General features: G+C 48.9%; 23 protein-coding genes. 13 read left to right on the top strand and 10 right to left on the bottom strand.

Annotation, left to right across the window (positions count from 1 at the left end; translation table 11 throughout):
* Positions 1-1,224, bottom strand: coding sequence for an ROK family protein (locus tag AC286M_RS02510; protein WP_488202880.1), 1,224 nt, complete (start codon positions 1,222-1,224; stop codon positions 1-3).
* A 115-nt stretch (positions 1,225-1,339) separates the two neighbouring features.
* On the opposite strand from AC286M_RS02510, the gene AC286M_RS02505 reads away from it, so the two are divergent.
* A complete protein-coding gene (locus AC286M_RS02505; protein WP_488202879.1) occupies positions 1,340-1,669 on the top strand; it encodes a hypothetical protein in 330 nt (109 codons plus the stop codon).
* A gap of 146 nt (positions 1,670-1,815) precedes the next feature.
* Here AC286M_RS02505 and AC286M_RS02500 read toward each other — a convergent pair whose 3' ends face one another.
* The 3 genes from AC286M_RS02500 to AC286M_RS02490 are packed head-to-tail and all read right to left on the bottom strand — an operon-like array spanning position 1,816 to position 4,063.
* On the bottom strand, positions 1,816-2,100 hold the full coding sequence (locus AC286M_RS02500; protein ID WP_488202878.1) for a hypothetical protein: 285 nt from the start codon (positions 2,098-2,100) through the stop codon (positions 1,816-1,818).
* On the bottom strand, positions 2,060-3,427 hold the full coding sequence (gene tnpC, locus AC286M_RS02495) for an IS66 family transposase (protein WP_488202877.1): 1,368 nt from the start codon (positions 3,425-3,427) through the stop codon (positions 2,060-2,062). Before tnpC ends, AC286M_RS02500 begins: the two co-directional genes overlap by 41 nt.
* 39 nt (positions 3,428-3,466) lie before the next feature.
* Positions 3,467-4,063, bottom strand: coding sequence for a hypothetical protein (locus tag AC286M_RS02490; protein WP_488202876.1), 597 nt, complete (start codon positions 4,061-4,063; stop codon positions 3,467-3,469).
* A 310-nt stretch (positions 4,064-4,373) separates the two neighbouring features.
* On the opposite strand from AC286M_RS02490, the gene AC286M_RS02485 reads away from it, so the two are divergent.
* Positions 4,374-5,063 (top strand): GntR family transcriptional regulator, encoded by a 690-nt coding sequence (locus AC286M_RS02485; protein WP_488202875.1) that lies wholly within the window; start codon positions 4,374-4,376, stop codon positions 5,061-5,063.
* Between the two features lie 172 nt (positions 5,064-5,235).
* Here AC286M_RS02485 and AC286M_RS02480 read toward each other — a convergent pair whose 3' ends face one another.
* Positions 5,236-5,433 carry a phage integrase N-terminal SAM-like domain-containing protein gene (locus AC286M_RS02480; protein ID WP_488202874.1) on the bottom strand — a complete coding sequence of 66 codons (198 nt, stop codon included), beginning with the start codon at positions 5,431-5,433 and terminating at the stop codon, positions 5,236-5,238.
* A gap of 275 nt (positions 5,434-5,708) precedes the next feature.
* Here AC286M_RS02480 and AC286M_RS02475 point away from each other — a divergent pair, with 275 nt between their 5' ends.
* From AC286M_RS02475 to AC286M_RS02435, 9 genes are all read left to right on the top strand, one after another.
* On the top strand, positions 5,709-6,158 hold the full coding sequence (locus AC286M_RS02475) for a hypothetical protein (protein WP_488202873.1): 450 nt from the start codon (positions 5,709-5,711) through the stop codon (positions 6,156-6,158).
* 335 nt (positions 6,159-6,493) lie between these two features.
* Positions 6,494-6,856 (top strand): hypothetical protein, encoded by a 363-nt coding sequence (locus AC286M_RS02470; RefSeq protein ID WP_488202872.1) that lies wholly within the window; start codon positions 6,494-6,496, stop codon positions 6,854-6,856.
* A gap of 118 nt (positions 6,857-6,974) precedes the next feature.
* Positions 6,975-9,149, top strand: a complete 2,175-nt coding sequence (locus AC286M_RS02465; protein WP_488202871.1) for an NACHT domain-containing protein — start codon at positions 6,975-6,977, stop codon at positions 9,147-9,149.
* Positions 9,146-9,421, top strand: a complete 276-nt coding sequence (locus AC286M_RS02460; protein ID WP_488202870.1) for a hypothetical protein — start codon at positions 9,146-9,148, stop codon at positions 9,419-9,421. The genes AC286M_RS02465 and AC286M_RS02460 overlap by 4 nt, the downstream gene beginning before the upstream one ends.
* Positions 9,422-9,425: 4 nt before the next feature.
* Positions 9,426-9,809: a toxin-antitoxin system TumE family protein gene (locus AC286M_RS02455; protein WP_488202869.1), complete on the top strand. Its 384-nt coding sequence runs from the start codon at positions 9,426-9,428 to the stop codon at positions 9,807-9,809.
* A gap of 287 nt (positions 9,810-10,096) precedes the next feature.
* Positions 10,097-10,318, top strand: a complete 222-nt coding sequence (locus AC286M_RS02450; RefSeq protein ID WP_488203604.1) for a BrnT family toxin — start codon at positions 10,097-10,099, stop codon at positions 10,316-10,318.
* On the top strand, positions 10,281-10,568 hold the full coding sequence (locus tag AC286M_RS02445) for a BrnA antitoxin family protein (protein ID WP_488202868.1): 288 nt from the start codon (positions 10,281-10,283) through the stop codon (positions 10,566-10,568). The genes AC286M_RS02450 and AC286M_RS02445 overlap by 38 nt, the downstream gene beginning before the upstream one ends.
* A gap of 227 nt (positions 10,569-10,795) precedes the next feature.
* The gene (locus AC286M_RS02440; protein ID WP_488202867.1) at positions 10,796-10,936 is read left to right on the top strand and encodes a VOC family protein; all 141 of its coding nucleotides are present in this window, start codon (positions 10,796-10,798) and stop codon (positions 10,934-10,936) included.
* Positions 10,937-10,972: 36 nt separating this feature from the next.
* Positions 10,973-11,125, top strand: coding sequence for a hypothetical protein (locus tag AC286M_RS02435; protein WP_488202866.1), 153 nt, complete (start codon positions 10,973-10,975; stop codon positions 11,123-11,125).
* Positions 11,126-11,133: 8 nt separating this feature from the next.
* On the opposite strand, the gene AC286M_RS02430 is transcribed toward AC286M_RS02435, so the two are convergent.
* The gene (locus AC286M_RS02430) at positions 11,134-13,875 is read right to left on the bottom strand and encodes a cation-translocating P-type ATPase (protein ID WP_488202865.1); all 2,742 of its coding nucleotides are present in this window, start codon (positions 13,873-13,875) and stop codon (positions 11,134-11,136) included.
* A gap of 352 nt (positions 13,876-14,227) precedes the next feature.
* On the opposite strand from AC286M_RS02430, the gene AC286M_RS02425 reads away from it, so the two are divergent.
* Positions 14,228-14,506: a hypothetical protein gene (locus AC286M_RS02425; protein WP_488202864.1), complete on the top strand. Its 279-nt coding sequence runs from the start codon at positions 14,228-14,230 to the stop codon at positions 14,504-14,506.
* Positions 14,507-14,752: 246 nt separating this feature from the next.
* On the opposite strand, the gene AC286M_RS02420 is transcribed toward AC286M_RS02425, so the two are convergent.
* The 4 genes from AC286M_RS02420 to AC286M_RS02405 form a co-directional block, all read right to left on the bottom strand.
* Positions 14,753-15,670, bottom strand: coding sequence for an NmrA family NAD(P)-binding protein (locus AC286M_RS02420; RefSeq protein WP_488202863.1), 918 nt, complete (start codon positions 15,668-15,670; stop codon positions 14,753-14,755).
* 21 nt (positions 15,671-15,691) lie between these two features.
* The gene (locus AC286M_RS02415; RefSeq protein ID WP_488202862.1) at positions 15,692-18,190 is read right to left on the bottom strand and encodes a phosphoketolase family protein; all 2,499 of its coding nucleotides are present in this window, start codon (positions 18,188-18,190) and stop codon (positions 15,692-15,694) included.
* A 438-nt stretch (positions 18,191-18,628) separates the two neighbouring features.
* Positions 18,629-20,218, bottom strand: a complete 1,590-nt coding sequence (gene gntK / locus AC286M_RS02410) for a gluconokinase (RefSeq protein ID WP_488202861.1) — start codon at positions 20,216-20,218, stop codon at positions 18,629-18,631.
* A gap of 16 nt (positions 20,219-20,234) precedes the next feature.
* Positions 20,235-21,524, bottom strand: a complete 1,290-nt coding sequence (locus AC286M_RS02405) for a GntT/GntP/DsdX family permease (RefSeq protein WP_488203603.1) — start codon at positions 21,522-21,524, stop codon at positions 20,235-20,237.
* A 45-nt stretch (positions 21,525-21,569) separates the two neighbouring features.
* Here AC286M_RS02405 and tnpA point away from each other — a divergent pair, with 45 nt between their 5' ends.
* Entirely contained in the window at positions 21,570-22,013 is a 444-nt protein-coding gene (gene tnpA / locus AC286M_RS02400; RefSeq protein WP_488202591.1) for an IS200/IS605 family transposase, read from the top strand.
* Positions 22,014-22,177: the final 164 nt, after the last annotated feature.

Raw genomic sequence — 22,177 nt, 5'->3', positions numbered from 1 at the left:
TTACACGCTAAACACGCCCAAATCCGGCATCTGAAACAGCGACTGATAAACTAGGAGCGCTCCGCCAATCACCGAAGCATCTTCACCAAATTCCGAAACGCGCCAGCAGGCGTTTGGTGTACTAAAAAATCCATCGGCACCATTGCGCGGTAACCCCTTTCGTAGCGCATCATTGAGCTGGTCAGCAACATAGGGCAGTAACACCGTCAGTGGCCCGCCCAAAACAATTTGATCAGGATTTAAGACGTTGATAATCTGAATCATGCCAGTTCCTAATCGTTCTGCCCACTGGTTGACGACAAATTGTGCGATCGCATCTTGACGTTGCAGTGCTTGCACTAAATCAGTGAGTTCAGCTTGCTTAGCTCCCTTTACTCGGTACTGTTGTAGTAGCCCCGCCTTGCCGACCAGCGTTCCCAAGCTGCCGGGTTGACCGTATTCACTGCCGCCTGCTGGAGCTGCATCCACCAAAAGCTCGCAAACTTCTCCTGCCGTACCGTTTGCGCCGCGTAGCAGACGGTTATTTTGCACAATGCCGCTGCCGACTCCCTCATTCAGCAGGAGATACAGCAGGCTCTGACTCTGGACAGCACTGCCTAGATACACCTCTGCCAGAGCTGCCGCATTGGCGTCGTTATCAATAAACAGCGGCACATCAATTTGCGCTTCTAAATGCTGCCGCAGGTTGACGCTGTACCAGTTTAATCCCGGCACCCGAATGAGCAGGCCCTTTCGATTGATGGAACCCGGCACCGTTAGGCCAATTCCGCGTAGACGTAATTGATAGTCGGGATTACCGTGACGCACCTGAGCAATCATCTGTAAAAGCTGCCGCATTACCACATTCGGCTCTGAGCTGGGCGGGAGTGGCTCACAGATCCGCTGCGTTACCTGTGCCGCTAAGTTTAGTTCCACGACTCGAATGTGGTCAGCTTCGATGGCTGCACCGATAAAAAACGCTCCCTTGGGATCAAGCTTTAGCTCTACGCCGGGTCGTCCGCCGCCCGGTTTGGTGCCCATTTCTGCTCCTTCGCGCACCAAGCCGTCTTCAATCAGCTCAGCAGTGATGACGGTGACGGTGGAGCGATTCAGGCCAGTCCGACGGGCAATCTCAGCCCGAGATAGCCCTGTGTGGCAGCGCAACAGTCCCAAAATACGGACAGAGTTGATCTGCTTCAGCAGGCTAGCATTATCAATAACAGGTCTGGGAGAGTTTGTTTCCATAAGAAACTATCCAGCCTTGAGTTTGTTTTGATTTGTAACTATCTGCCACCCTTTTTGTTTCAGAACTAAACAAACTAGCGTGGAAGCGTCAATCGAAGCACTCAAGGTGATCTATATGCGAACACTTCAACAGTGGCTGCAATACCAACAGTTGGAACAAATCGAACCAATCGAACGGTCGAAACTCTCCCATGATACCCGCCCCTCTTCCAACCAGTGGCTAAAGGCATGGATGGATCAGGTCGGGCAAGCTTGGTTCAGTCTCTGGGACTTCAGCGCTGAACTGCGGATTCAGGAACGAGTCGAGCGCACGGGGACAGTACGCTGGCGAGTGGAAGATCCCGCCAATGAGCGAGTGCTGTGGTTTGATAGCCCTCAAGAGGTCAGCACTTGGCTTGAAAGTTGCGATCGCAATCACTCCGCTCTGCACTCATGGGATCTGTAGACTCCCACTCTGATCCGCTGCCTGCCTTCAGGCAGCATTCGCTTTATCTCACGATGTATCCACAAAACAAGGAGTAGCTGAAACTTGTGTCAGCTACTCCTTGTTTCATAAGGTTTGTTTTATACAATGCACCCAATATTCAATCCTCACAAAATTGGCTCTGAAGCTGACTCAACAAGCACCGCAGATTTCCGTTTGAGCTGACCAACACCAAATAAAAGTCCTATGCCTAACCCTGCACCAATTACACCAAGCGCATTGCTCGCTTCTGGAACCGCTGTAATAGTTGTAGTCACACCAGTTGTAAAGTCAAACGCTGAGACGCCTCCACCAAAGCTGAACGTTGTTGTTGTTCCCGACTTCAAGGGTTCAATCATAACGTGTAATTGCTCAACCCAGTAGCCAATCGGACTGCTGAGAGGTAAGGGCACGAGAAATGGCATCAAAGGCAGACATGCCCTGACGTTGTGCAGTATTGATCAGAGATCGCACCTGAGCGAACAACTCGGCTCCCCAGTCGGATCGAAATCCGTTAGTCACCTTGCGAAAGACCACACTCCAGCGCAACGCTTGCTCACTCGCATTATTGGTCGGCGGGATGGTCTCATCGGTCAAAAACAGCAACAGATGAGAACGAATCTTTCGATAACGTTTGAGCAACCGCTGCCCCTCAAGCGATTGAGGGTTGAGATTCAAAATCTCCCGCAGTGAACCGCGAAATCGAGCGCCATACTGCTCGACGGTCGAGGCCGCCAGAGTGTGTCGTCGTCGTTGCAGAGCAATGGCTTTGAGCAACAGCCGTTTCATCCGAGGAGCAAATAGGTCATCGCCAGCATCGATGGCATACTGACAATCACGCAGTTGATGGGCCAAACACACTTGCCACTCGTTTGCCGGATGGGCTGTCTGAGCACTGAACAAATCCGAGACCCACACCTGAGGCCGATGACCGTCCATCACCTCGTCAATGACAGCTTTTCCTCGGCTCGGACGAATCACATGCAAACAGACCTGCTCGTTTTGAAACACCCACTCCCACTGGTTGACTCCATTTACCCGTGCCCCCGTCTCATCACTGCCGACTAGACGAGCACTGCGTAAGCGCTCCACAATCTGGGCCACCGGGGATTGAAGTTGAGCCTGCACTCGTTTCAGTAGATTGGCAATGGCTCCTTCCGACAAGCTCAGACCCCAGAGGTCGCTCATCAACTGGCTCAGCCGCTGATAGCTGATGGCATGACGGTAGCGCAGATAGGTGACTAGACTTGCCACACTCGTGCCAAAGGGAGAACCGGGTTCCAACCCAACTGGAACGGGAGCCTCATACGTCTTTTGACAACACGGACACACCCCGCCATAGCGTTCCACCCGCGTGATGTCAGGGGTGAGCTGAGGCAATTCAATCCGCTCGTAAATCCCGCTCAAGCGCTGCGCCGAACGGTCAACCTCAGCTCCACAGTGGGGACAGCTCTTGGCTTGTGCCACCACCACTTGATTGGGCTGTTGACTTAATTCTCGCCCACCGTCACGGTGGCTTCCCGTTTCTTCCGATGGACTAGCCATGGGTTCACAGCGGCTCTGATTGGGTTTGAAGCCCTTGGAGGGAGGCAAACTCGAATTGCGCGACGTTTTCTTTACCCGCTTTTGCTTCAGTTGTTCGACTTCTGCTCGCAACCGTTGCAGCTCCTGCCACAGCCCTTGAATCAGGGCATCTTTTTCGGCGGGGCTTAATCCATCGAGTGGGGGCAGTTCTGTCATGGCAAAAGCTTATCATCTTCTCTCAAAGCCGTGCTTGGGTCAACCGAGTTGAGCAATTACCATAACGTAATAACCATCAGCAAAGGCTTTTTCAGTCGTTCCTATCGGAAGAAGAAACGGATTGTTTTCGGCTGTTGTGTAGCTGAAGAAGTCGGGTGCAGTTGCTCGATAGTCAAACGGATTAGCAATCGGAACGCCATCAATGGTTGCTTCTAAGCTATCCACTAAATCAGCAATCATTGTTACCTGACTAGATATCTCTTGTTCGCTCAAACTCGGATCTTCAATGTCTGAGATGGAAACATTGACAAGTGGAAATAAAAGATATTTATTGCTCGGTACAGTGAATGTTCGAGTTGCACTTCCACCTGTTGTCCCAGCCACAAAGAAAATAGGCCCGGATTGATTAACGCCCGCATTTTCCCCAGTTGTGTCTGAAAATGCATCATTTGGACTAGATTGGCCTAAAGCCCATTGCCACCAATCGACTGTCCATTCACCAATCGTTTTGCCTGCAACCTCTGAATCAGGTGACACGATGGTCGCCGCATGAACCGGAGAGAGTGCGACCAAAACTGAAGCTGAAACCACAGAAATAAAAGATGCTGTACTGAAGTGCCTGTTATTTAACTTCATGTTTTTATTCCTTTAAATAAAAATGTAATTTCATCATAGGGCGAATCCCTGAAACTGCTGTATTCTTGTTTAAATCTTGAATAAAGTAACAGTGCTTCTTAATGATGCTTGAGTAAAAACACTAGCTACAGCTAAGATAATTAGCCATCGGTAAATAGTTCATTTGTATGCTTGAGCCCGTGGGGACTTCAAGAGGGTCTTCTCAGTAATCCTGTAATCAAAAAATCCTAGAGCGCCTAATTTGTATACGGTGTACAGAGTAAGATGGATAAGATAACCAAACTTTGAATGCGTTCAGCACGAGATATTTGTGGCTTTGTCTTCCCAACCCGCGATCCAGCGTGGTCAATCGTTATACGAGCAGGTCTATCAGGCATTGCGCAATGCCATTTTGACTGGAGAACTAGCAGCGGGTCAGCGACTCGTTGAAACCCAGCTTGCGGAGTGGCTCAGCGTTAGCCGTACTCCTTTACGAGAAGCCTTGCGTCAGCTTCAGCAAGAGGGTTTGGTATCATCAGAAGCAAATGGTGGATTACGAGTCACGACGCTATCAATTGCCGATGCGATCGAACTATACGACTGCCGGATTGCGCTGGAGCAGCTAGCTGTGGCAGAAGCTTGTCGTCGAGCTACAGATGAGCAACTGAAACAGCTAGAGATGTACGTTGCCGAGGCGGAACAGTTCGCAGATGCTCAGGAAAAACCGTCCAGTTCGTTTCAACTGCTGGAGTTAGACTATCAGTTTCATCATCTTATTGCCCAGAGTTCTGGTAATCAGCGGCTCACTGCACTGCTGGAGCAGCTTTTTGATGCGATGGCGCTGTTGCGAATTCAGACGCTCCAGCATAATCCCAACGTGCTGGAAATTCGGCTAGAGCATCGGCAAATTTATACCGCGATCGCAACTCACGATGTCGATGCGGCTACCGATGCTGTTGTCTCTCATCTGATTGCGAGTAAGCAGCGAGTGGTGCGCGAGATCAACGATCTAAGTAAATAAACCCTCAGTCATCACGTTAGGCAGCGGAAATTTTCTGCTTAGGCGCTATCGTTGCTTGCGCTGCGATAGCATCTCTCCAGAGCATGGCTCAAAGGTTGAAGTGCGATCGCGCTTTGTTCCTCATACCATCAGTTATCAAGGGGGCTACGTACTCCTCGGTTGATACTTGTTCCTATACAGCCAAATGGGTCAAGAATTCCTCAATTTCTGGAACACCCATCTTCATCGGATGCCGTTTATTGTGGAAAAGGATATAGCGACGAATCCATTGAACGTAAGTTTCTTCAGTGCGGTAGGAGTAGTATTTGAGGCGAATGGTGTCACGTACTTGGTCAAGTAGTTTCTTTGGACGAGGCTGAGGTGGCTGCATGGAGTGAATATATGTTGAGGGATGATAAATAAACTCTAAGCAGCGTGAGCCTGAAGTCGTAGGGGTGGTTATACTGATTTTTTCAGCCTAATCACCCAAATCAGGGTGTTAGGCTGACGGGTTTCTACCTAATCACCCAAATAGGCGTGTTAGGCTGACGGATTTCTGCCTAATCACCCGAATAGGGGTATTAGGCAGAAAGTTTCACTCTAATAAATAGTTATGCGGCTCAAGTCTCTGATGGAGACGGTACACACAAGTAATCTGTGAAAAATATGAAAAAATTTATTGGTATTGTTTGTCTCACTGTTGCTCTAAGTACAAATGCCTTCCCTGCCAGTGCTCAAATACCTTGGCAAGTTCTCAGGCCATTTTTGCAAGGACTTGGTTCAGCAGCAGGTAATGCAATAATAGATGCAGTACTTAATCCCCAAGACAATGCCTTTGCGGCATTTACTGATGGCGAATGGTTCGTAACCGTTGATGAAGCTGAAAATGACTTGATCTACTACGGTGTACATCTGGAAACGGAAAATAGCATCTCTCTCAGAGGCGTAGTAATTCAGGGTAATAGTCAGCGTTACGTTTACATTTGGAGAAATGGTAATTACCGTTATCAACTTGCATACCAACCTAATGATCCAGGCTTTGTTCGCCTTCAGGTGTTCGAGGGAAGCAAGGAGTTACTAAATCGTCTTCTCTATCGCTATCAGCCCGACAGCTAGTAAAGCAGTTACTGCCAAGTGCTCTGATTTTGAGCAAAATGAGCCTTTCTCGCAAAGCGTTATTATCTCTGATCTACGTCTAACTATTGATTGCATCCTTCGGAAATCGTAGCGTGGTAGGTTAGGCCACCGCATAACAAACCGGTCGGAGCGGACTGCCGAAAGTTCCCGGTGTGGATACAAAGGTAGTTAGTAGCCGCTCAACCGGAACGTTATACGGCTCAAAATCATTGATGGGATGTGGCCAAGGGTTTTTCGTAAGAGGCGGTAGATCAGTAAAGCCTTTGCAGCATAAATTTTCTACAATGGGGTCAACTTCATAGTGGAGTAGCGTAATGTTTCGCAAACCATCATCTCAATCTCAATCCATTAGCGATACACAGATTACAGGCTCCCAAGTGCAACAGGGACAAGCTGAACAAGTTCTAATCCAAAATCAGACTGGGGATTTGTCTGTTAGACAACAGGGACTTTCTGGGACAGAAGTTCTCAAACTGCTAGAGGATCTGGAGTCCATCATCAAAGCAGCGAATTTACCAGAAAAGACGATCAGCAAGTCTCTAAACTGTCTTCAAGTTGCTAAAGATGAGGCTGAAGAGAAAGATGCTAACAAAGATTTGATTGCACAGAACCTCAAGAAAGTCAGTGAAGCCCTAGAAACGGTTGATAAGGCAACTGATACAGGAAAAAGTCTTTAGCAAAAGGGGCAAGAGGTCTTTAAGGCGATCGCACCTTGGCTAGGCACAGCGGCAAAGCTGATAGGATTCTAGTATCTGGTTCTGTCTCAGTCCCGAATCAAGTCATTGTGTTTTTGCCATGTCTACCCCTGATCCTCAGCCATCACAACGGATTGAACACAGTTCCATTCAGGGGAGCAAGATTCAGCAGGGGCAAGCCGCAAAGAACCTGACACAGATCCAAGCCGATAAGCTGACGCAAGTTTATATCAGTTTGTTTGAGCGAGATCGTCGCACCAACGACGAAAAATTACGCCTAGATTTAGCAGAACAACTCCTCAAAAATCATATTCAACCAGAATTAAAGGGGCGATTGCGTAACACAGTCTACCAGGATATTTGGTTAAACCCTGACCTAGAAGAGCAGCCGTATCAGGTAGGCAGTTTGCTACCCAGTCGTCTTGTAAAAGTGTCGGGTAAATCAGAAGAAACTCTAGATATCCAAACGGCAATTCTGGAAGTTTTTGTTCGTCCAGATATTCACGGAAAATTATTGATTCTTGGAGAACCCGGAATTGGCAAGACCACTACCCTATTGACTCTAGCAGACCAGTTAGTGGAACAAGCGATCGCCCATCCAGGCACAGCGATTCCAGTCATTTTTGAATTATCCGCTTGGAAGGATAACGCTCAAGGTATTGAAGAGTGGTTGATTCAGCAGCTCACCAAAATGCGTGTGTCTGCCAGGATTGCCAAAGGCTGGTTGAAAAAAGAATTATTGATTCTGCTGCTTGATGGATTAGATGAATTAGAGCCGACGCGACAGGCGATCTGCGTAAAGCGACTGAATCAGTTTGCTGAACATTACCCGTATCTAGTTGTCTGTTGCCGCGCCGAAGAGTACGAAGCAGGACTGAAGTTAAACGAATTGCGTAGCGCCGTGCGGTTGCAACCGTTGACACCTACACAAATCCAGGGATACTTGCAAAAGGTTGGGCGGCAGACACTTTGGGAAGCTGTTTCAACCCATACCGAGAAACAAGTTTTTCTACATCCCGATACTGAGGGCAAACCCGGAATTTTGCAGATCCCTTTATTCTTGAAAATAGCAGCGGAAGTTGGAAAGCCCTTGACTGATAAAGACGATCTATTTGAAGCATATGTTAATAAAAGATTGTGCCACAAAGTGAAAAATTGGGAACGAAATAGATTTCGAAACAAAAAGTGGGCTTATAAAAAAAATGACAAAGAGCCAACCTCAAAAGTGGCAAAACATTACTTAAAATGGTTGGCTTATAAGCTGAAAATAAATTCTCAATCATGGTTTTTGCTAGAAGAGATACAACCAAAATGGCTTGACACTCGTAAGCAAAGAAATCTTTATCGTTTGAGTTATGGCTTGTTTGCTGGAGCGTTTGGCTTGTTTTTTGGATTTTTTAATGGCTTTTTAGGTGTTTTCTCAGGGGCTTATCCTATCAAAACTTTGTCAAAAAGTTTTATAAGTAGATTTATAATTGGGTTAATATTTGGATTTTTTCTTGGAGTCTATGGAGGATTATCTTTTGGTTTTCTAGGGATACTAATTGGATTATGGCATGGATTAAATGATATTCGTCTTGTAGAAGCCTTAAGGCTTCCTAGAAACTGGAGTAAGTTAAGAAGCTACATCCACTTTATACTTATGCTGACTTTTGGAGGAGTGATTCTAGGCTTGTTTTGTGGATTATTATTTGGCTTTATGGGTGGGGTTATTGGATTGTTCAGGGGCTTTCTTTCAGATGTTTCACAACCATTATTCAATTTAGCTTTGAAGAGTAGCTTCAGTGGATTTCTTTTTGGTATAGTAATAGGCTTGCCTTATTCAGTATTTTTTCTCTTTTTGACAGGTGTTTTGGAAGGATTGCAAACAAAAGTTGAGCGCCAGAAAAGACCGAACGAAAGAATTCAAAGATCTCTTCAGAACATGGTTGTTTCCACGATCCTTATTTCCCCTATATTTGTAAGGCTTCTAGCATTTTTATATGCTACAGGCGAAACAGCAAATAATCTCTATGAGGCACTCACTTTGTCTATCTATCCAGGAGTGATTTCTGCCCTTCTTGCTTCATATTTTATGGCTGGGGGTGAAGCTGTCGTCAGACATTTTTGCCTACGTTTTGTTCTTGCTTATAGCAAGCTTGCTCCATACGACTATGTCACTTTTCTAGATTATTGCGTAGAGCGTCGCCTGCTTCGTCGTGTTGGTGGTCGATATCAGTTTCTGCATCGAGAACTACAGGAATATTTTGCTGGTCAAGCTGGAGGTATATTATGAATCAAAAATTAGTGGAATCCTTAGCCCAAATTATCCGTTCGCTGTCGGATGAAGAGCGGCGATGGCTAGAGCGTGAAATTCAGAAACCTTCGATTTCAACGCAAGTTGAAGACTTAAAATATCGGTTGAAAGATTTTGAAGAGAAATATCAGATGCCGTCAGAGCATTTCTATCAGCGTTTTCAGGCGGGTGAACTGGGAGATACGATGGACTTTTTTGAGTGGAATGTCTACTACGAAATGCTGACTGCTGACCAGGTTAAAAACTCTTGAAGTGATGGATTTAGGGCAATACGTTGCTGCTGTAAAGACAAAGCTGGCTGACAGCCCAATCATTGTCACAGTCGAGACTGTGGATGAGCGAATCCTACTGGATCGAGGCTATTTCCGTGCTCGACTTACCCTCACAAATTCCGACTTCCTTGAAATTGCTGAATCCTTCACGCTTCAGGACAACCAACTGATCACATTAGACTATCGGTATCAATGGATGGATAGCTCTAAACAAGTCCTCAGGAAACGCTGGGATAGTGTCAAGCACTTTCCAGATTTACCCAATTTCCCACACCATGTTCACATCGGCTCAGAATCAAATGTTGAGCCTGGATTATCTCAAAATATTCTAGAATTTATAGGTTTCATGGAATCTGAGTTGGGCTAAGCTAAACCCTCTCGGAAAGCCGTATAACAAATCGTTGCAGCGGCGGAATAAAAGTGGTTGGCGGAGATGTCAAAGTTACTAGCCGCCGCTGAACTCAATCGTTAGGCCGCTTGTTCTCGGTTGAGACGGTAGCTTGAAGTGACCTGTGAGACAATCACAACCGAAATTACTTGAAACAATAGTTGTAACGACGATTTGTAACTACAATTGGATATTGTAGCTGTCGTTCAGTTATGGCATATGAATGAGATGAAGCAAAACGTCTTGCTAATCTTCGTAAACACGGCATCGATTTTGTCGATGTTCCAGCCGTCTTTGACGGCGATATCTTAACGGTTGAGGACGATCGTTATAGTTATGGAGAGCAGCGTTTTGTCACATTCGGTTTGTTGCAGGGGCGAGTGATTGCCGTTGTCCATACAGAACGTGAGGATTGCACTCGTATTATTTCTGCAAGAAAAGCGACGAAATATGAACAACGAACCTACTTCGAGCAACTCTCAAACTGATTGGCAACGTTTAGATGCGATGAGCGATGAAGATATTGATTTATCAGATTGTCCAGAAATTACGCCAGAAATGTTTGCTAAGGCGGTAGTGCATCGGGGGTTACCCGCTGCAAAAGGCAAGGCACAAGTTACACTCCGCATTGATAGCGATGTCTTGGAGTGGTTTAAGTCCCAAGGACGGGGTTATCAAACACAGATCAATCAATTACTACGAGCGTATATGGAAGCACATCAAGAAGCTCGCCAATAACTAGCACGTTAGTGCTGTGTTCGCGGCGGCATAACAACCCCAGTGCAGTGGATAATCGAGAGCGACTGGTGGAACACAAAGTCTTTGGCAACCCTGACTGGGAACGTTATCCCAAAGCACAGTGAAGCCGCGCTAGAATGGCCGGAAATGTCGTCCAAGCCAATACTCCTCAACTGAGCGCATCGTTGACTCCGGTTTCGGGTGGCTCCCCTCGATAAAGAAATGACATGGAAAAGCCAGCCAAAAACACGATTTGCCTTTGGTACGATGGCATTAAGCACAACGAAGCATTCTCATTTCAGGTTGCAACCGTTGACCAAGCTGAAACAGATCGCTACTGGAACGCGATTGTCGGCAACGGCGGCTAGGAGAGCGCCTGCGGCTGGTGTAAAGATAAATGAGGAGTGTCCTGGCAGATTACACCGATTACCCTGACGAACGCGATCGCAGATCCCGATCCCGCTGTTGCTAAGCTTGCGTTCGATGCAATGATGCAGATGAGAAAAATCGACATCGCTGCAATCGAGGCGGCGTGCCGCTTGAATGAGCATATTTAGGATTAGAACTAGGTGTTTAGAGTTCTCTTTCTCTCATGTCGCTGATTCCGGCGGTTCTTCAAGCTTTCGACAATCTGACCGATGATCAGCGGAACGAGACTGGTGCCCAGAATCAACAGCCAGCCGTTGACGCCAATAGCGACGGTTTGGAGGGCATCCGATAGTCCTGGTACATAGACTGCAATCACTAGCAGAACTGTACAGAAGGCAAGCGCGCCCCAAACGTACTTATTCTGAGTAATTTCATTGCGGAATATACCCGTACCGGGCTCTCGCATATTAAACACGTGCCAGAGTCGCGTGAAGCCCAGAGAAATAAATGAAATAGTGGTCGCGGCTTCTTCGTCTAGTCCCAGCCACTGTCGCGCCAGCACGAATGAACCTAAGATAGTGCCTGCAATGATTGCGCCGTAGCCGACAATTCGAATCCAGTGCCGTCGCGTCAAAACCGACTCTTTGCGGCGACGAGGGGGCTGCTGCATCAGTTGAGGCGTTCCTTCGCCGACCCCCAGCGCGAGAGCGGGAAAGGCATCGTTGACGACGTTGATGTAGAGAATCTGGAGCGGTAGCAAGGGTAGCGGCGCATTGAGAATAGAGGCTAGACCAACGGCAATGATTTCGCCCAAATTACCGGACAGCAGGTAGATGGTGAACTTACGAATATTGGTAAAAATAGCGCGACCCTGCTCCACTGCCGCCACAATTGACGAAAAGGAATCGTCTTGCAGCACCATATCTGCCGCTTCTTTGGCAACTTCAGTGCCCCGTTGCCCCATCGCGATCCCAATATCGGCTTTTTTCAGTGCAGGCGCATCGTTCACGCCATCACCCGTCATGGCTACGACCGAGCCATCTTGCTGATGCACCGCAATTAGGTTTAGTTTGTCTTCTGGATTAACCCGCGCAAAAATCGGCGTTTCAATCAAACGCTGGCGCTGATCCGCAGGTAGCTGGTCAGCATTTTTCAGATCTTTACCCTGTAGCGCTTGAGTTGTATTGTCTTCGACCAAACCAACGGCAACTCCAATGTTGCGAGCCGTGACCGCCTGATCTCCGGTCACCATAATCACACGGATGCCCGCATCTTGGCACTCCTGAATCGCATCACGCACGGTTTGGCGCGGTGGATCAAGCAGTCCGACAACGCCCAGGAGCGTTAGATCTTGGTATGGATCGGCATCGGCTTGATTCGTCGCTTTCTGGGCCAGTCCTAGAACCCGTAGTCCCTGAGCGGCAAGCTGATTCGCGCGATCGCGCCATTCCTGGCGCATAGCACTGGTCATTTCGCGCAGGTCTGATTCGGTTCGCAGCGTAGTACAAGCTTCCAAAACTGCTTCTGGTGCGCCTTTTACCGCATAGCGATAAGACTTATCTGCTGCTGACGTGTGGTGATGAACCGTCGCCATCATTTTAGTGTCTGGATCAAATGCCTCTTCCCGCACTTCCGGCGACTGCTCAAGCAGCGTATCCCTTGTGATATTGGCTTTTTTGCCCGCAATCAACAGAGCGACTTCCATCGGATCGCCAACTACGCGGCTCTCGTTTGAGCTTTCGGGTTGAAGAGCCGCGTTATTGCACAGTACGCCCACTTCCAGCGCTTCCCGCAGTATGTCGTGTTCCTGGGGCTGGATTCGCTGATTGTCCTGTTTAAATTCTCCCTCTGGCTCTAGACCTTCGCCAGCGATTTCAATCTGGCCTGCGGCGAGGGCTATTCGCGCTACCGTCATTTGGTTTTCAGTCAGCGTCCCCGTCTTATCGGTACAAATGACGCTGGTGGAGCCGAGAGTTTCAACCGCTGAGAGCTGGTTGATCAGGGCATTACGCTTGGCCATCCGCCACATGCCTCGCGCTAAGGCTACTGTTGCCACAATCGGTAAGCCCTCTGGCACTGCCGCCACCGAAAGCGCGATCGCAATTTCCACCATCAGCCGCAGTTCCCGACCGGCAATGATGCCCGCAACGGCGACGAGTGCCGCTACTGCAATCGTGATCCAGACCAGTTGGCGACCCAGCTTATCCAGTCGCTTTTCCAGCGGCGTTTGCTGCTCCATGCCGGCTTGTTCAGCTAGAGCAGAGATGTTGCCTAGCTCAGTTTTCATGCCTGTGGCAACTACTACGCCCGCACCACTGCCGCGCGTTAGATCTGTGCCTTTGTAGAGCATGTTCTTGCGATCGGCTAAGGGCACTTCGTCCGCTTCGAGCGGGTCTAATGTCTTGCCCACGGGCACCGATTCACCCGTCAGCGACGACTCATTGACCTGCATTCTGGAGGCTTCCACCACCCGCAGGTCGGCTCCAATCACGTCACCGCTGTCGAGGATGACAATATCGCCCGGAACGAGTTCTTCAACCGGAATTTCTTGTATTTTGCCGTTGCGACGCACCGCAACGCTAGGACTGCTCAGCTTTTGCAGCGACTGCATGGATTGGACGGCCCGATATTCTGAGAAGAAGCCGATGATGGTGTTAACTGCGATCGCAATTAATACCGCAATTCCTTCGATCCACTGACCAAAGCTGAAGGATAAAACCGCTGCAACGGCGAGAATCGCGATGATCAAGCTTTTGAACTGGTCAATAAAAATCGACCAAGCGCTGCGCTGTTCGGCTTGCTCTAGCTGGTTTTTGCCAAACTGATTGAGGCGTTGCTGAGCGTCGGATTCTGATAAACCGTTGTCAACATCAACAGCAAGTTGTTTGAGAACTTGATCAACAGATTGCGTCCAAGGCCGATCGGGAGTCTGAACCATGCGAGCTTCCTAACTATGGGCTGCGAAACACCGTCGATATTAAACATGAGCTAAATAAAATTCATCTATACGATGGCTGAGATTTTGCATATAGTTGCGATCGCGCACCACATTCAGCATTGAAATTCAGTACTAAATCAATAAATCTCTGGCCTTAGATAGAAGCTTTTGCTGAACAATATCGCTAGCTTCAAGCTGTTTGAATCTAAACTAATTTGGTAGCCAATCAACTTACATGGATGTGTTGACGCTAGTGCAGCGCATTGAAGCATATCAAAGTAGTGCGGTGCGTTACGGCTTCGCCCAACACGCCTTACAGCTCCAAAATATCTATAGCTAATAAAAACACGTCATGAATCCCTCAATTAATATTGAAAAAGCCCTGCTCGATCCCAGTAGCGTATTTGAAACTCCGGCAGAGGTGACTAACGCTTCAGACCTAACGCGGGAGCAAAAGATCGAGATTCTACAGCGCTGGGAGTATGATGCCCGAGAGCTTCAGGTGGCAGCCGATGAAAATATGGGAGGTGATGCAGGCGGTCTACTTAGCGATGTTTTGGCGGCATTACATCAATTGGGAGCGGGTGCAAACACCGACAATTCTCCACCCACTAAACAAGGCGGAAAATAATCTGATAAAGTTCCGTAGGTTGGGTTGAGCAACGCGAAATCCAACAGCCGTGGTAGCTAAATTGGGATAATTTGTAGGGTGTGTTAGGCGAAGCCGTAACGCACCAATTCACACAATTTTGATGCTGAGATCGCAACAATCTAGTATCGTTTCTTCAAAATCGGACTACAGAACAAGGGGCTTAAGCCCCTTGTCTACCGAGATTACGTGTAGTTGCAATTTGGCGAATTAGTATAACAACAATTTTCAACGATCAATTCGACATAAATCCTCATACGATAGTGCCGGATTATCCCAGTGGGTTTCCCGCAGAAACATTTCAAAAGAAGATAGCAATCCTGGAAATTCTGACCGAAGCTTTTCTACATCTGCTTGATATCCGGCCTTGCGATACCACTGAATTAAATCAAATAATGTCTTACGACCGAGAAGTAAGAAAAGCCAGGCCGGAAGTTCTTGGTGCTTAACCCTTTGTCCTTGTACTTGAGAGAAAACGATAGCCATTTGCTGTGGCGTTAAAACATCGCTTGCTAACTCAATGGCCTGTCCAATATAGTTGTCACTATGCTGCATAACGTAAGCTGCAACTCGTCCGACATCTTTGACAGATACCAAATGCAGCGGGCGATTAGATTGGACTGAAAATCGAAACTTTCCCTGCAAAATGCTGGGTCGCGTGTATTTTTTCCAAAACTCCTCCATAAACAAGCAGGAGCGCAGCATAGTTGTTGGCAACCCCGCTTGCCGAAAGATCTGCTCCACCTGATATTTCTGCTCAATGTGACGAATACCAGAATCGCGATCTACACCACCAGACGAGTTATAGACCAAATGCCGAATCGAGCAGCGCAGCGCTGCCTGTGCCACTCGTTCAGCACGCTCAACCTCGACCGGATCAGCCTGTGTATAGTCACCAGCGGTGGCGTGACAGTAGATATGGCTGACATCAGCAAACGCTGCTTCCAGAGATGCAAGATCGTCTAGATCCGCCTCGACTAGCTTGATCCCCAGTTGATCCAGTTGTGCGATCGCAGCTCTAAATTTGTCCACCTTCCGCGTCATCACTCGCAGATTGGCCACTCCCTGATCCAGGAAACCTTGAATCGCCCGATAGCCTGTGCCACCCGTGGCCCCGATTAGCAGTACGTTATCTAGTTCGCTCATTGATCTAGGACTACCAAATGGCTATACAATAACGCCTTCGGGATTGCGTTTTCCAGCGAGAGCCTCCAATTCTTCCGTCGTAAGTAGCTTTTCACTCGGAAGCTCTAGCACGCGAGCAGTTTCGGCCAGTACATGTGCCCAGGTTGAGCGGTTAATGTACAGCATCCCTAGATGATCGAGGGTACCACCTTGATTCAGGTAGCCCAGGGTAGCTGAGCGTTCTGGCCCTTTGAACAGCAGGTGCAGTGTACCAATCATCGGTTCGGGCCGAGTATGAGTCAAAAAGACGCGATTGGGGACAGACTGGGGATACAAATCCGCCACCAGTTGCGCCGAAGCTGCATGGGCAATCTCGCCCGCATCACGGGGAGAGCGGAAACGCCCTGGCTCTAGCATGTAGACCACCGTGTGAGGAATGTCCCGCGCGGTCAGTCGCGCAGAAGCCTTCAGCACCTCATGCAGTTGATACGAGCCAATCGCCGTTAGTACCACCTGCTGCTCCATCGGTCGATGGCCTACCCAGTCTAGCCTCAAGGCTCCCTGTTGGTAGAGGCGCTGGGCATCCTCTGGCGTGAATAAATTAGCAATTTTGTCTCGCTTGGACACCACCATTGTCCAAAACTGACCGTGAGTCTGGTAGACCTGCTGCATTAGCGTAGCTGTGGTGTTGTAATCCGCCGCAAACATGACTCGCGACACATCAGAGGCTTCATTCAGCATGGCCTCCGCCATTACTGTATCTTGGTGGGACTGCTCGTTCTTGCCATTTTCCCAAGTGTGGGAGGTGAGTACCAGCGGCACCGATAGCCAGTTGCGCTCCTGCCCCATTTGCTTTTGATGTTTGGCAAAGATAATTTCCTGCCGCATAATGCCGTGCATCTTTGCGCCAAAGGCTTCGTAGGTAGCCATTAGATTAATGCCAGCTTTGTTGCCCAGTGCCGCCGCTGCGATCGCTTCTTCATTCAGCGCCGTCACGACCTTCCCGTAAACCTCTTCCGGTACGCCTTCCTCTGGGTCAGTGACGCGGAACTTTAGGTAGTTCAAGGTCTTCTTCAGCCGATTGGACATCATTTCGTCAGGATTGCCCACCCGAGGCCGCAGATGGGGATTGGCATCTAGAACCGCCACCAACGTGTCATCCACTGCCGCCATTGGCTTCAGGTAGCTCCAGGAGTTGCGATCGCAGCGATCCTCTGGAACGGGTTGAAACTCCACCGTCGGGATTTCCTTCAGATCCGCCTGCCGATTGACGAGAGGATGATCTTTTTCCTGCGGGCGATTGTCGGATTCATGGGTCGTTAGCCGATCAACGGCGTCCTGTAGCTCAGCCTTGGGTACCCACAGCCGACGCGTCCACTGGTTGAACTTAGCCGCCATCTCGATATCCTTGCGGGGGCTGACATCCAGCGGCAAGTCGTGGGCTGGGTTGGTGCCCGCATTGACAAAGCCTGCACCCTTCTGGGCGACAGCAATTCCGTAAGGCAGCGGTACCGGATAGCGATCTTCTTCCGCTTCTACGGCTTGTCCTGCCGCTGCCAGTCGCTGCTCCATTTCGAAGATTAGCCAAACAAACGCTGCCGGATCGGTGCCGTCAATCACGATTGGATCGAAGCTGTTGAGCTGAAGATGACGCACCAGCCAATCTGTGCCGCCCTTCTGGGCCATCGTGCTGCGCTGGTCAATTCGACGACCGTTGTTGATCATGATCGGCAAAATTGCGCCAGAGTCTTTACTGCGCCACCAGCGCGGTGCCCAGTCGCTGCCCCGCTGCTCTTCAAACGCCCCGTCGCTGAGAAACGTGACCAGCGTTTCACCCGGCAGTGGCATGTGCATATACTCCAACTGTACAAAACCCAGATAGCCACCCTCGGCCATACCGCCTGCTGTGTGAGGATTGACGTGACTCCCCAAGGGTGAATCCTGTTTACCCTCGTCCGTCAGCTTATAGGAGTAAAAATCGCGCACGTAGCGAGTCAGCCCTTCATCCGTCAGCGAATAGCGCTCCGCATGGGCAGGCAGCATGTTGTCCACCAGCAGATTCAGCGAATCAATTGCCGCCACACAATGCCCTTGCCCCATGATCCAAGAGCGAGTCTGACGTGCGATCGCATTTGCTGCCAAGTACCCGCTGTAGGCAGGCACCATGTTTAATGAGCCGCCCGTGTGTCCCTCTGGCTTCTCCTTAAAGTCTTCCGGTTTCAGATCGCGCCCATCCAGATACACGTTGCGAGTGTAGACCTCATGCACCACCAGCCACATCCCAGCGCTGGCAACTCGATCTAATGCATAGAGCAGTTCGAAGAACTCCGTGCGGGTCAGTCCTTCTCGATCGCCATCTTCAGAAGCCACACCCCCCACAGCAATCTGTTCAGCTAGCGAAAAGACACGGGCTTGAGTTTCTAAGCTGTGGCTGATCTGTCCATAACCAACTGCCCAGCGTTCGGCAGCAGGATGTTTCTGACGATAGTTTTCAACCCAATCCGACTGGCGAAGGTTTGTAGCGGTTGCAGTTTGTGGCATAGCAGACGCTCCTGCTTCAAAGGATCTACTCTAAAGGATCTACTCTGACCCTCAGACTAAAGCGTTTGATTCGCTGTATCCTCTGGCTAAGGGTCTACTGTTGCCACACAAGTAACCTCACGTACGTACGAATGACCATTCGCCTTTACCAGATGCGTAACATCACGACTTTTACTAGACTTTGTTGGAAATAAGGTTTTTCTCACATCTTGCACCAAAACCCAGAAGGGTTATTTTGCCGCCGCATTGCGGCGGCAAAATAACCCTTCTGGGTTCTCAAAGTGCAGGGTGCAAGATGTGAGTTTTTGGGGTTGAAAATTGTTTTGTAGCGCGGCTCCGCCGCGCTACAAAACAATTTTCGGTAAAGTCTACTATTTTTTACTATTAATTGCTTCTCAGCACTCAGTCCTCAGTCCTCAGTCCTAAAACTGACATCAACTAAACAGGTTCCAGATGATTGATCGGTTGACAATCATCAGTAGACTTGTCGTGAACAGTGGTTTGTGCTTGAGCAATTGCGCCATAGAGTGGGACAAAGCTTTCTAATAGCTGAATGTACAGCGGTAGAACTTTTTGGTATCGCTTCACATTTTCAGGATTGGGGCGATGGCGATATGTTTCACCGATCATGTCAGTTACACGCTCCAGGTTGGGGATTCGACCCAGGGCATAAAGACCTAAAACTGCTGCTCCAAAGCAAGAGCTTTCGTAGGTTTCGGGAATGGTGACCGCTCGATTGAACACATCGGCCAGCATTTGTCGCCATAGCGTAGACCGAGCAAATCCGCCTGTGGCCTGAATGCTGGTGGCTGTGCCAACCACATCCTGTAATGCCGCTAAAACCACATAGAGGTTATAAACAATCCCTTCTAGAACGGCGCGAATCAGATGCGCTTTGGTATGGTGCAAGGCGAGTCCGAAGAAACTGCCTCGGGCGTTGGCATCCCAAAGCGGCGATCGCTCTCCGGCCAAGTAGGGATGGAAGATCAATCCTTCTGATCCGGCGGGCACCGTTTCTGCGATTGCAGTCAAAATATCATAGGGATCAGTTTTGAGCAGCTTCGCGGTATCAACTTCTGCATCAGCGAGATTATCGCGTATCCAACGTAGAATAATGCCACCGTTGTTGATTGCGCCACCAATAACCCAGTGATTTTCAGTGAGAGCGTAGCAAAACAGTCGTTCTTTGGTATCGGTTTTAGGTCGATCCAGAACCGCTCGCACTGCGCCGCTAGTGCCTACTGTAATCGCCACGACATCCGCCGTGATTGCACCCACGCCTAAATTAGCCAGCACTCCATCGCTTGCGCCCAGTACCACAGGGATATCTACGGGCAGTCCCATAAACTTTGCTGCTTCCGGTTTCATGCCAGTGAGGGCGTGAGTAGTAGGCACTAACCGCGACAGCCGTGCTGGCGTAATCTCTGCCAAAGCAAGAGCTTCTTGATCCCAGTCCAGTTCCTGCATATTGAACATTCCCGTCGCATTAGCGATCGAGTAGTCCACAACGTATTCTCCAAACCAACGGTAGATTACGTACTCCTTGATGGAAATGAATTTGGCCGCCTGTTGAAATAGCTCTGGCTGGTCATGGCGCAGCCACATTAGCTTCAGGAGCGGCGACATGGGATGAATGGGTGTCCCCGTGCGGGTATAGAGTGCATGGGCATCACACATTTGCCGAATCTTGCTGACCCAAGGAACGCTGCGGCGATCGGCCCAGGTGATGCTGCGAGTTAAGGCTTGACCTTGGCGATCAACGGCGATCAGGCTGTGCATAGCCGTGCTGAAAGACAGACCAATCAGGGTTGACACACATGTTGGATTTTTCTGGATAACAAGCTGAATGCTGCGAACAACGGCTTGATAGATCACCTCAGGCTCCTGCTCTTGCACCTCCGGCTGGGGCGACAGCAGCGGATAACCAATCGCATGCTGGTCGATCATTTCCCCACTGGAGCTGAACAGAACAACCTTGGTGCTGGTTGTGCCAATGTCAATGCCGATAATGTATTCCAGTTTAGTCATGATGATGGGGAAGAACTTACAAAAAGAAACTCAAGATCAGCACAATGAGAAAGCCAACGCCCCCCACGATCGTTTCCATTACCGTCCAGGAGCGCAGCGTTTGTGCCTCCGACATATCAAAAAACTTGCCGACTAGCCAAAAACCTGAGTCGTTGACATGTGAGAGAACAGTCGCGCCACATGCGATCGCAATTGTGATGGCGGCAGTCATGGGTGCTGAATAATTGCCTAGCTCAATGGCTGGAGCCATTAGGCCTGCGGCTGTCACCATCGATACAGTTGCTGATCCTTGGCTGACTCGCACCAGTGTAGCAATGAGGAACGCGAGTAGAATAATCGGTAGGTTAGAGGCTGACATCACGTTGGCTAAGGCATCGCCGATGCCCGTTTCGACCAGAACGCGGCCAAAAACGCCACCTGCACCCGTGACTAGGATAATTAAACCCACGGGTTCAAATGAGCGGCTGGCAATTTTCATGATGTTGCGTCGAGAGTAGCCTTGGCGAATACCCAAAAAATAAAATGCGAGTAACGATGCAATGATCAATGCGGTAAATGGATGTCCAATTAGAGCAATCCAACTGCGTAAAAAGCTGTCTTCTGGCAAAACAACTTCAGAGACGGTATTCAACAAAATCAATACCAAAGGTACCGCCAGAATAGTGATCACCATCCCAAAGGTTAAGGGAGCTTTGGCCGAATGATCAGCGGTGACAGCCTCAACTGGTGCTTCCTCAACCACATTATCGCCTGGCGCTTCAATATGAATTTGCTTAGCGATATATTTACCGAAAATGATGCCACCGATAATCGTGGCTGGAATGCCAGAGATCAGGCCAAACAAGATAACCCAACCTAAATCAGCTCCTAACAATCCCGCTACGGCAACGGGGCCAGGTGTCGGCGGGATAAAGCTATGAGCTACCGCAATACCCGCTACTAATGGAATTCCGTAATATAGAAGGGAACGCCCTGTACGACGTGCCATGTTATAAACCAGCGGGATAAATAAGATGAGGGCTACATCGAAAAAAACTGGGATTGCTACAATCAACCCAGTAAAACTTAAAGCCCAAGGAGCTTTATCTTCTCCTGCTTTCTTCAGCAGTGTATTTGAGATAATTTCTGCACCACCGGAAATCTGTAACATCTCACCAAATATGGCTCCTAAGCCGATGATAATGGCGATGTAGCCTAGCGTTCCTCCCATACCTTCTTGAATGACTCCAGCAATTTCTGAAGGTGGAATGCCGCCAATCACGGCGACAAATAGGCTGGCAATGAGTAGCGCAACAAAAGCTTGAATCTCTTGGGGTCCATTCCCCGCCGCTCTGCGGCGTAAGATCTAAGAATGAGTGAGTACATCCACAAGAGTCATAACGTAACAGTTTTGCTATACCACTTAGTGTTTCCAGCAAAGTATCGACGGGTTGTGTTTGATGAGCAAGTAGATGCGGTTCTGCGAGAGGTCTGCCTCGAAATCGAGAAACGCTACGAGGTGAAGTTTGTCGAAATTGGAGTGGACAAAGACCATGTCCATTTTCTAGTGCAGTCCGTGCCGACCTATAGTGTGACCAAACTGGTAACGATGCTGAAAAGTTTAACTGCACGAGAAGTCTTCAAACGATGCCCTCAAGTGAAGCAGAAACTTTGGGGAGGCGAGTTTTGGAGTGATGGATATTTTGCGAGTACAGTAGGCCGCCACGGGGATGAAGGAATGATCGCCAAATATGTTCAAGCCCAAGGCAAAGATTACCTCAAATTGCATCGGGATAATCAACTTGCTCTTTTTTGATTCTGATACCCCGTCCGCTTGCGGCGAGGTATTTCATTTCGGGCATAAATTACTAGAAAAAGAAGTAACGCTATGCCTAAAACAGCGATAAAAATTAGTGAAAAAGTAGGCATTTTTTCTCCCTACCTGCTTTAATAGCTCCTTTTACTGTTCAAGATTTTTGA

It is taken from the genome of Thainema salinarum CENA647 (assembly GCF_057732415.1).
Note: the sequence above shows the minus strand (reverse complement) of the source record. Positions and strands in the feature narration are given on the sequence as shown.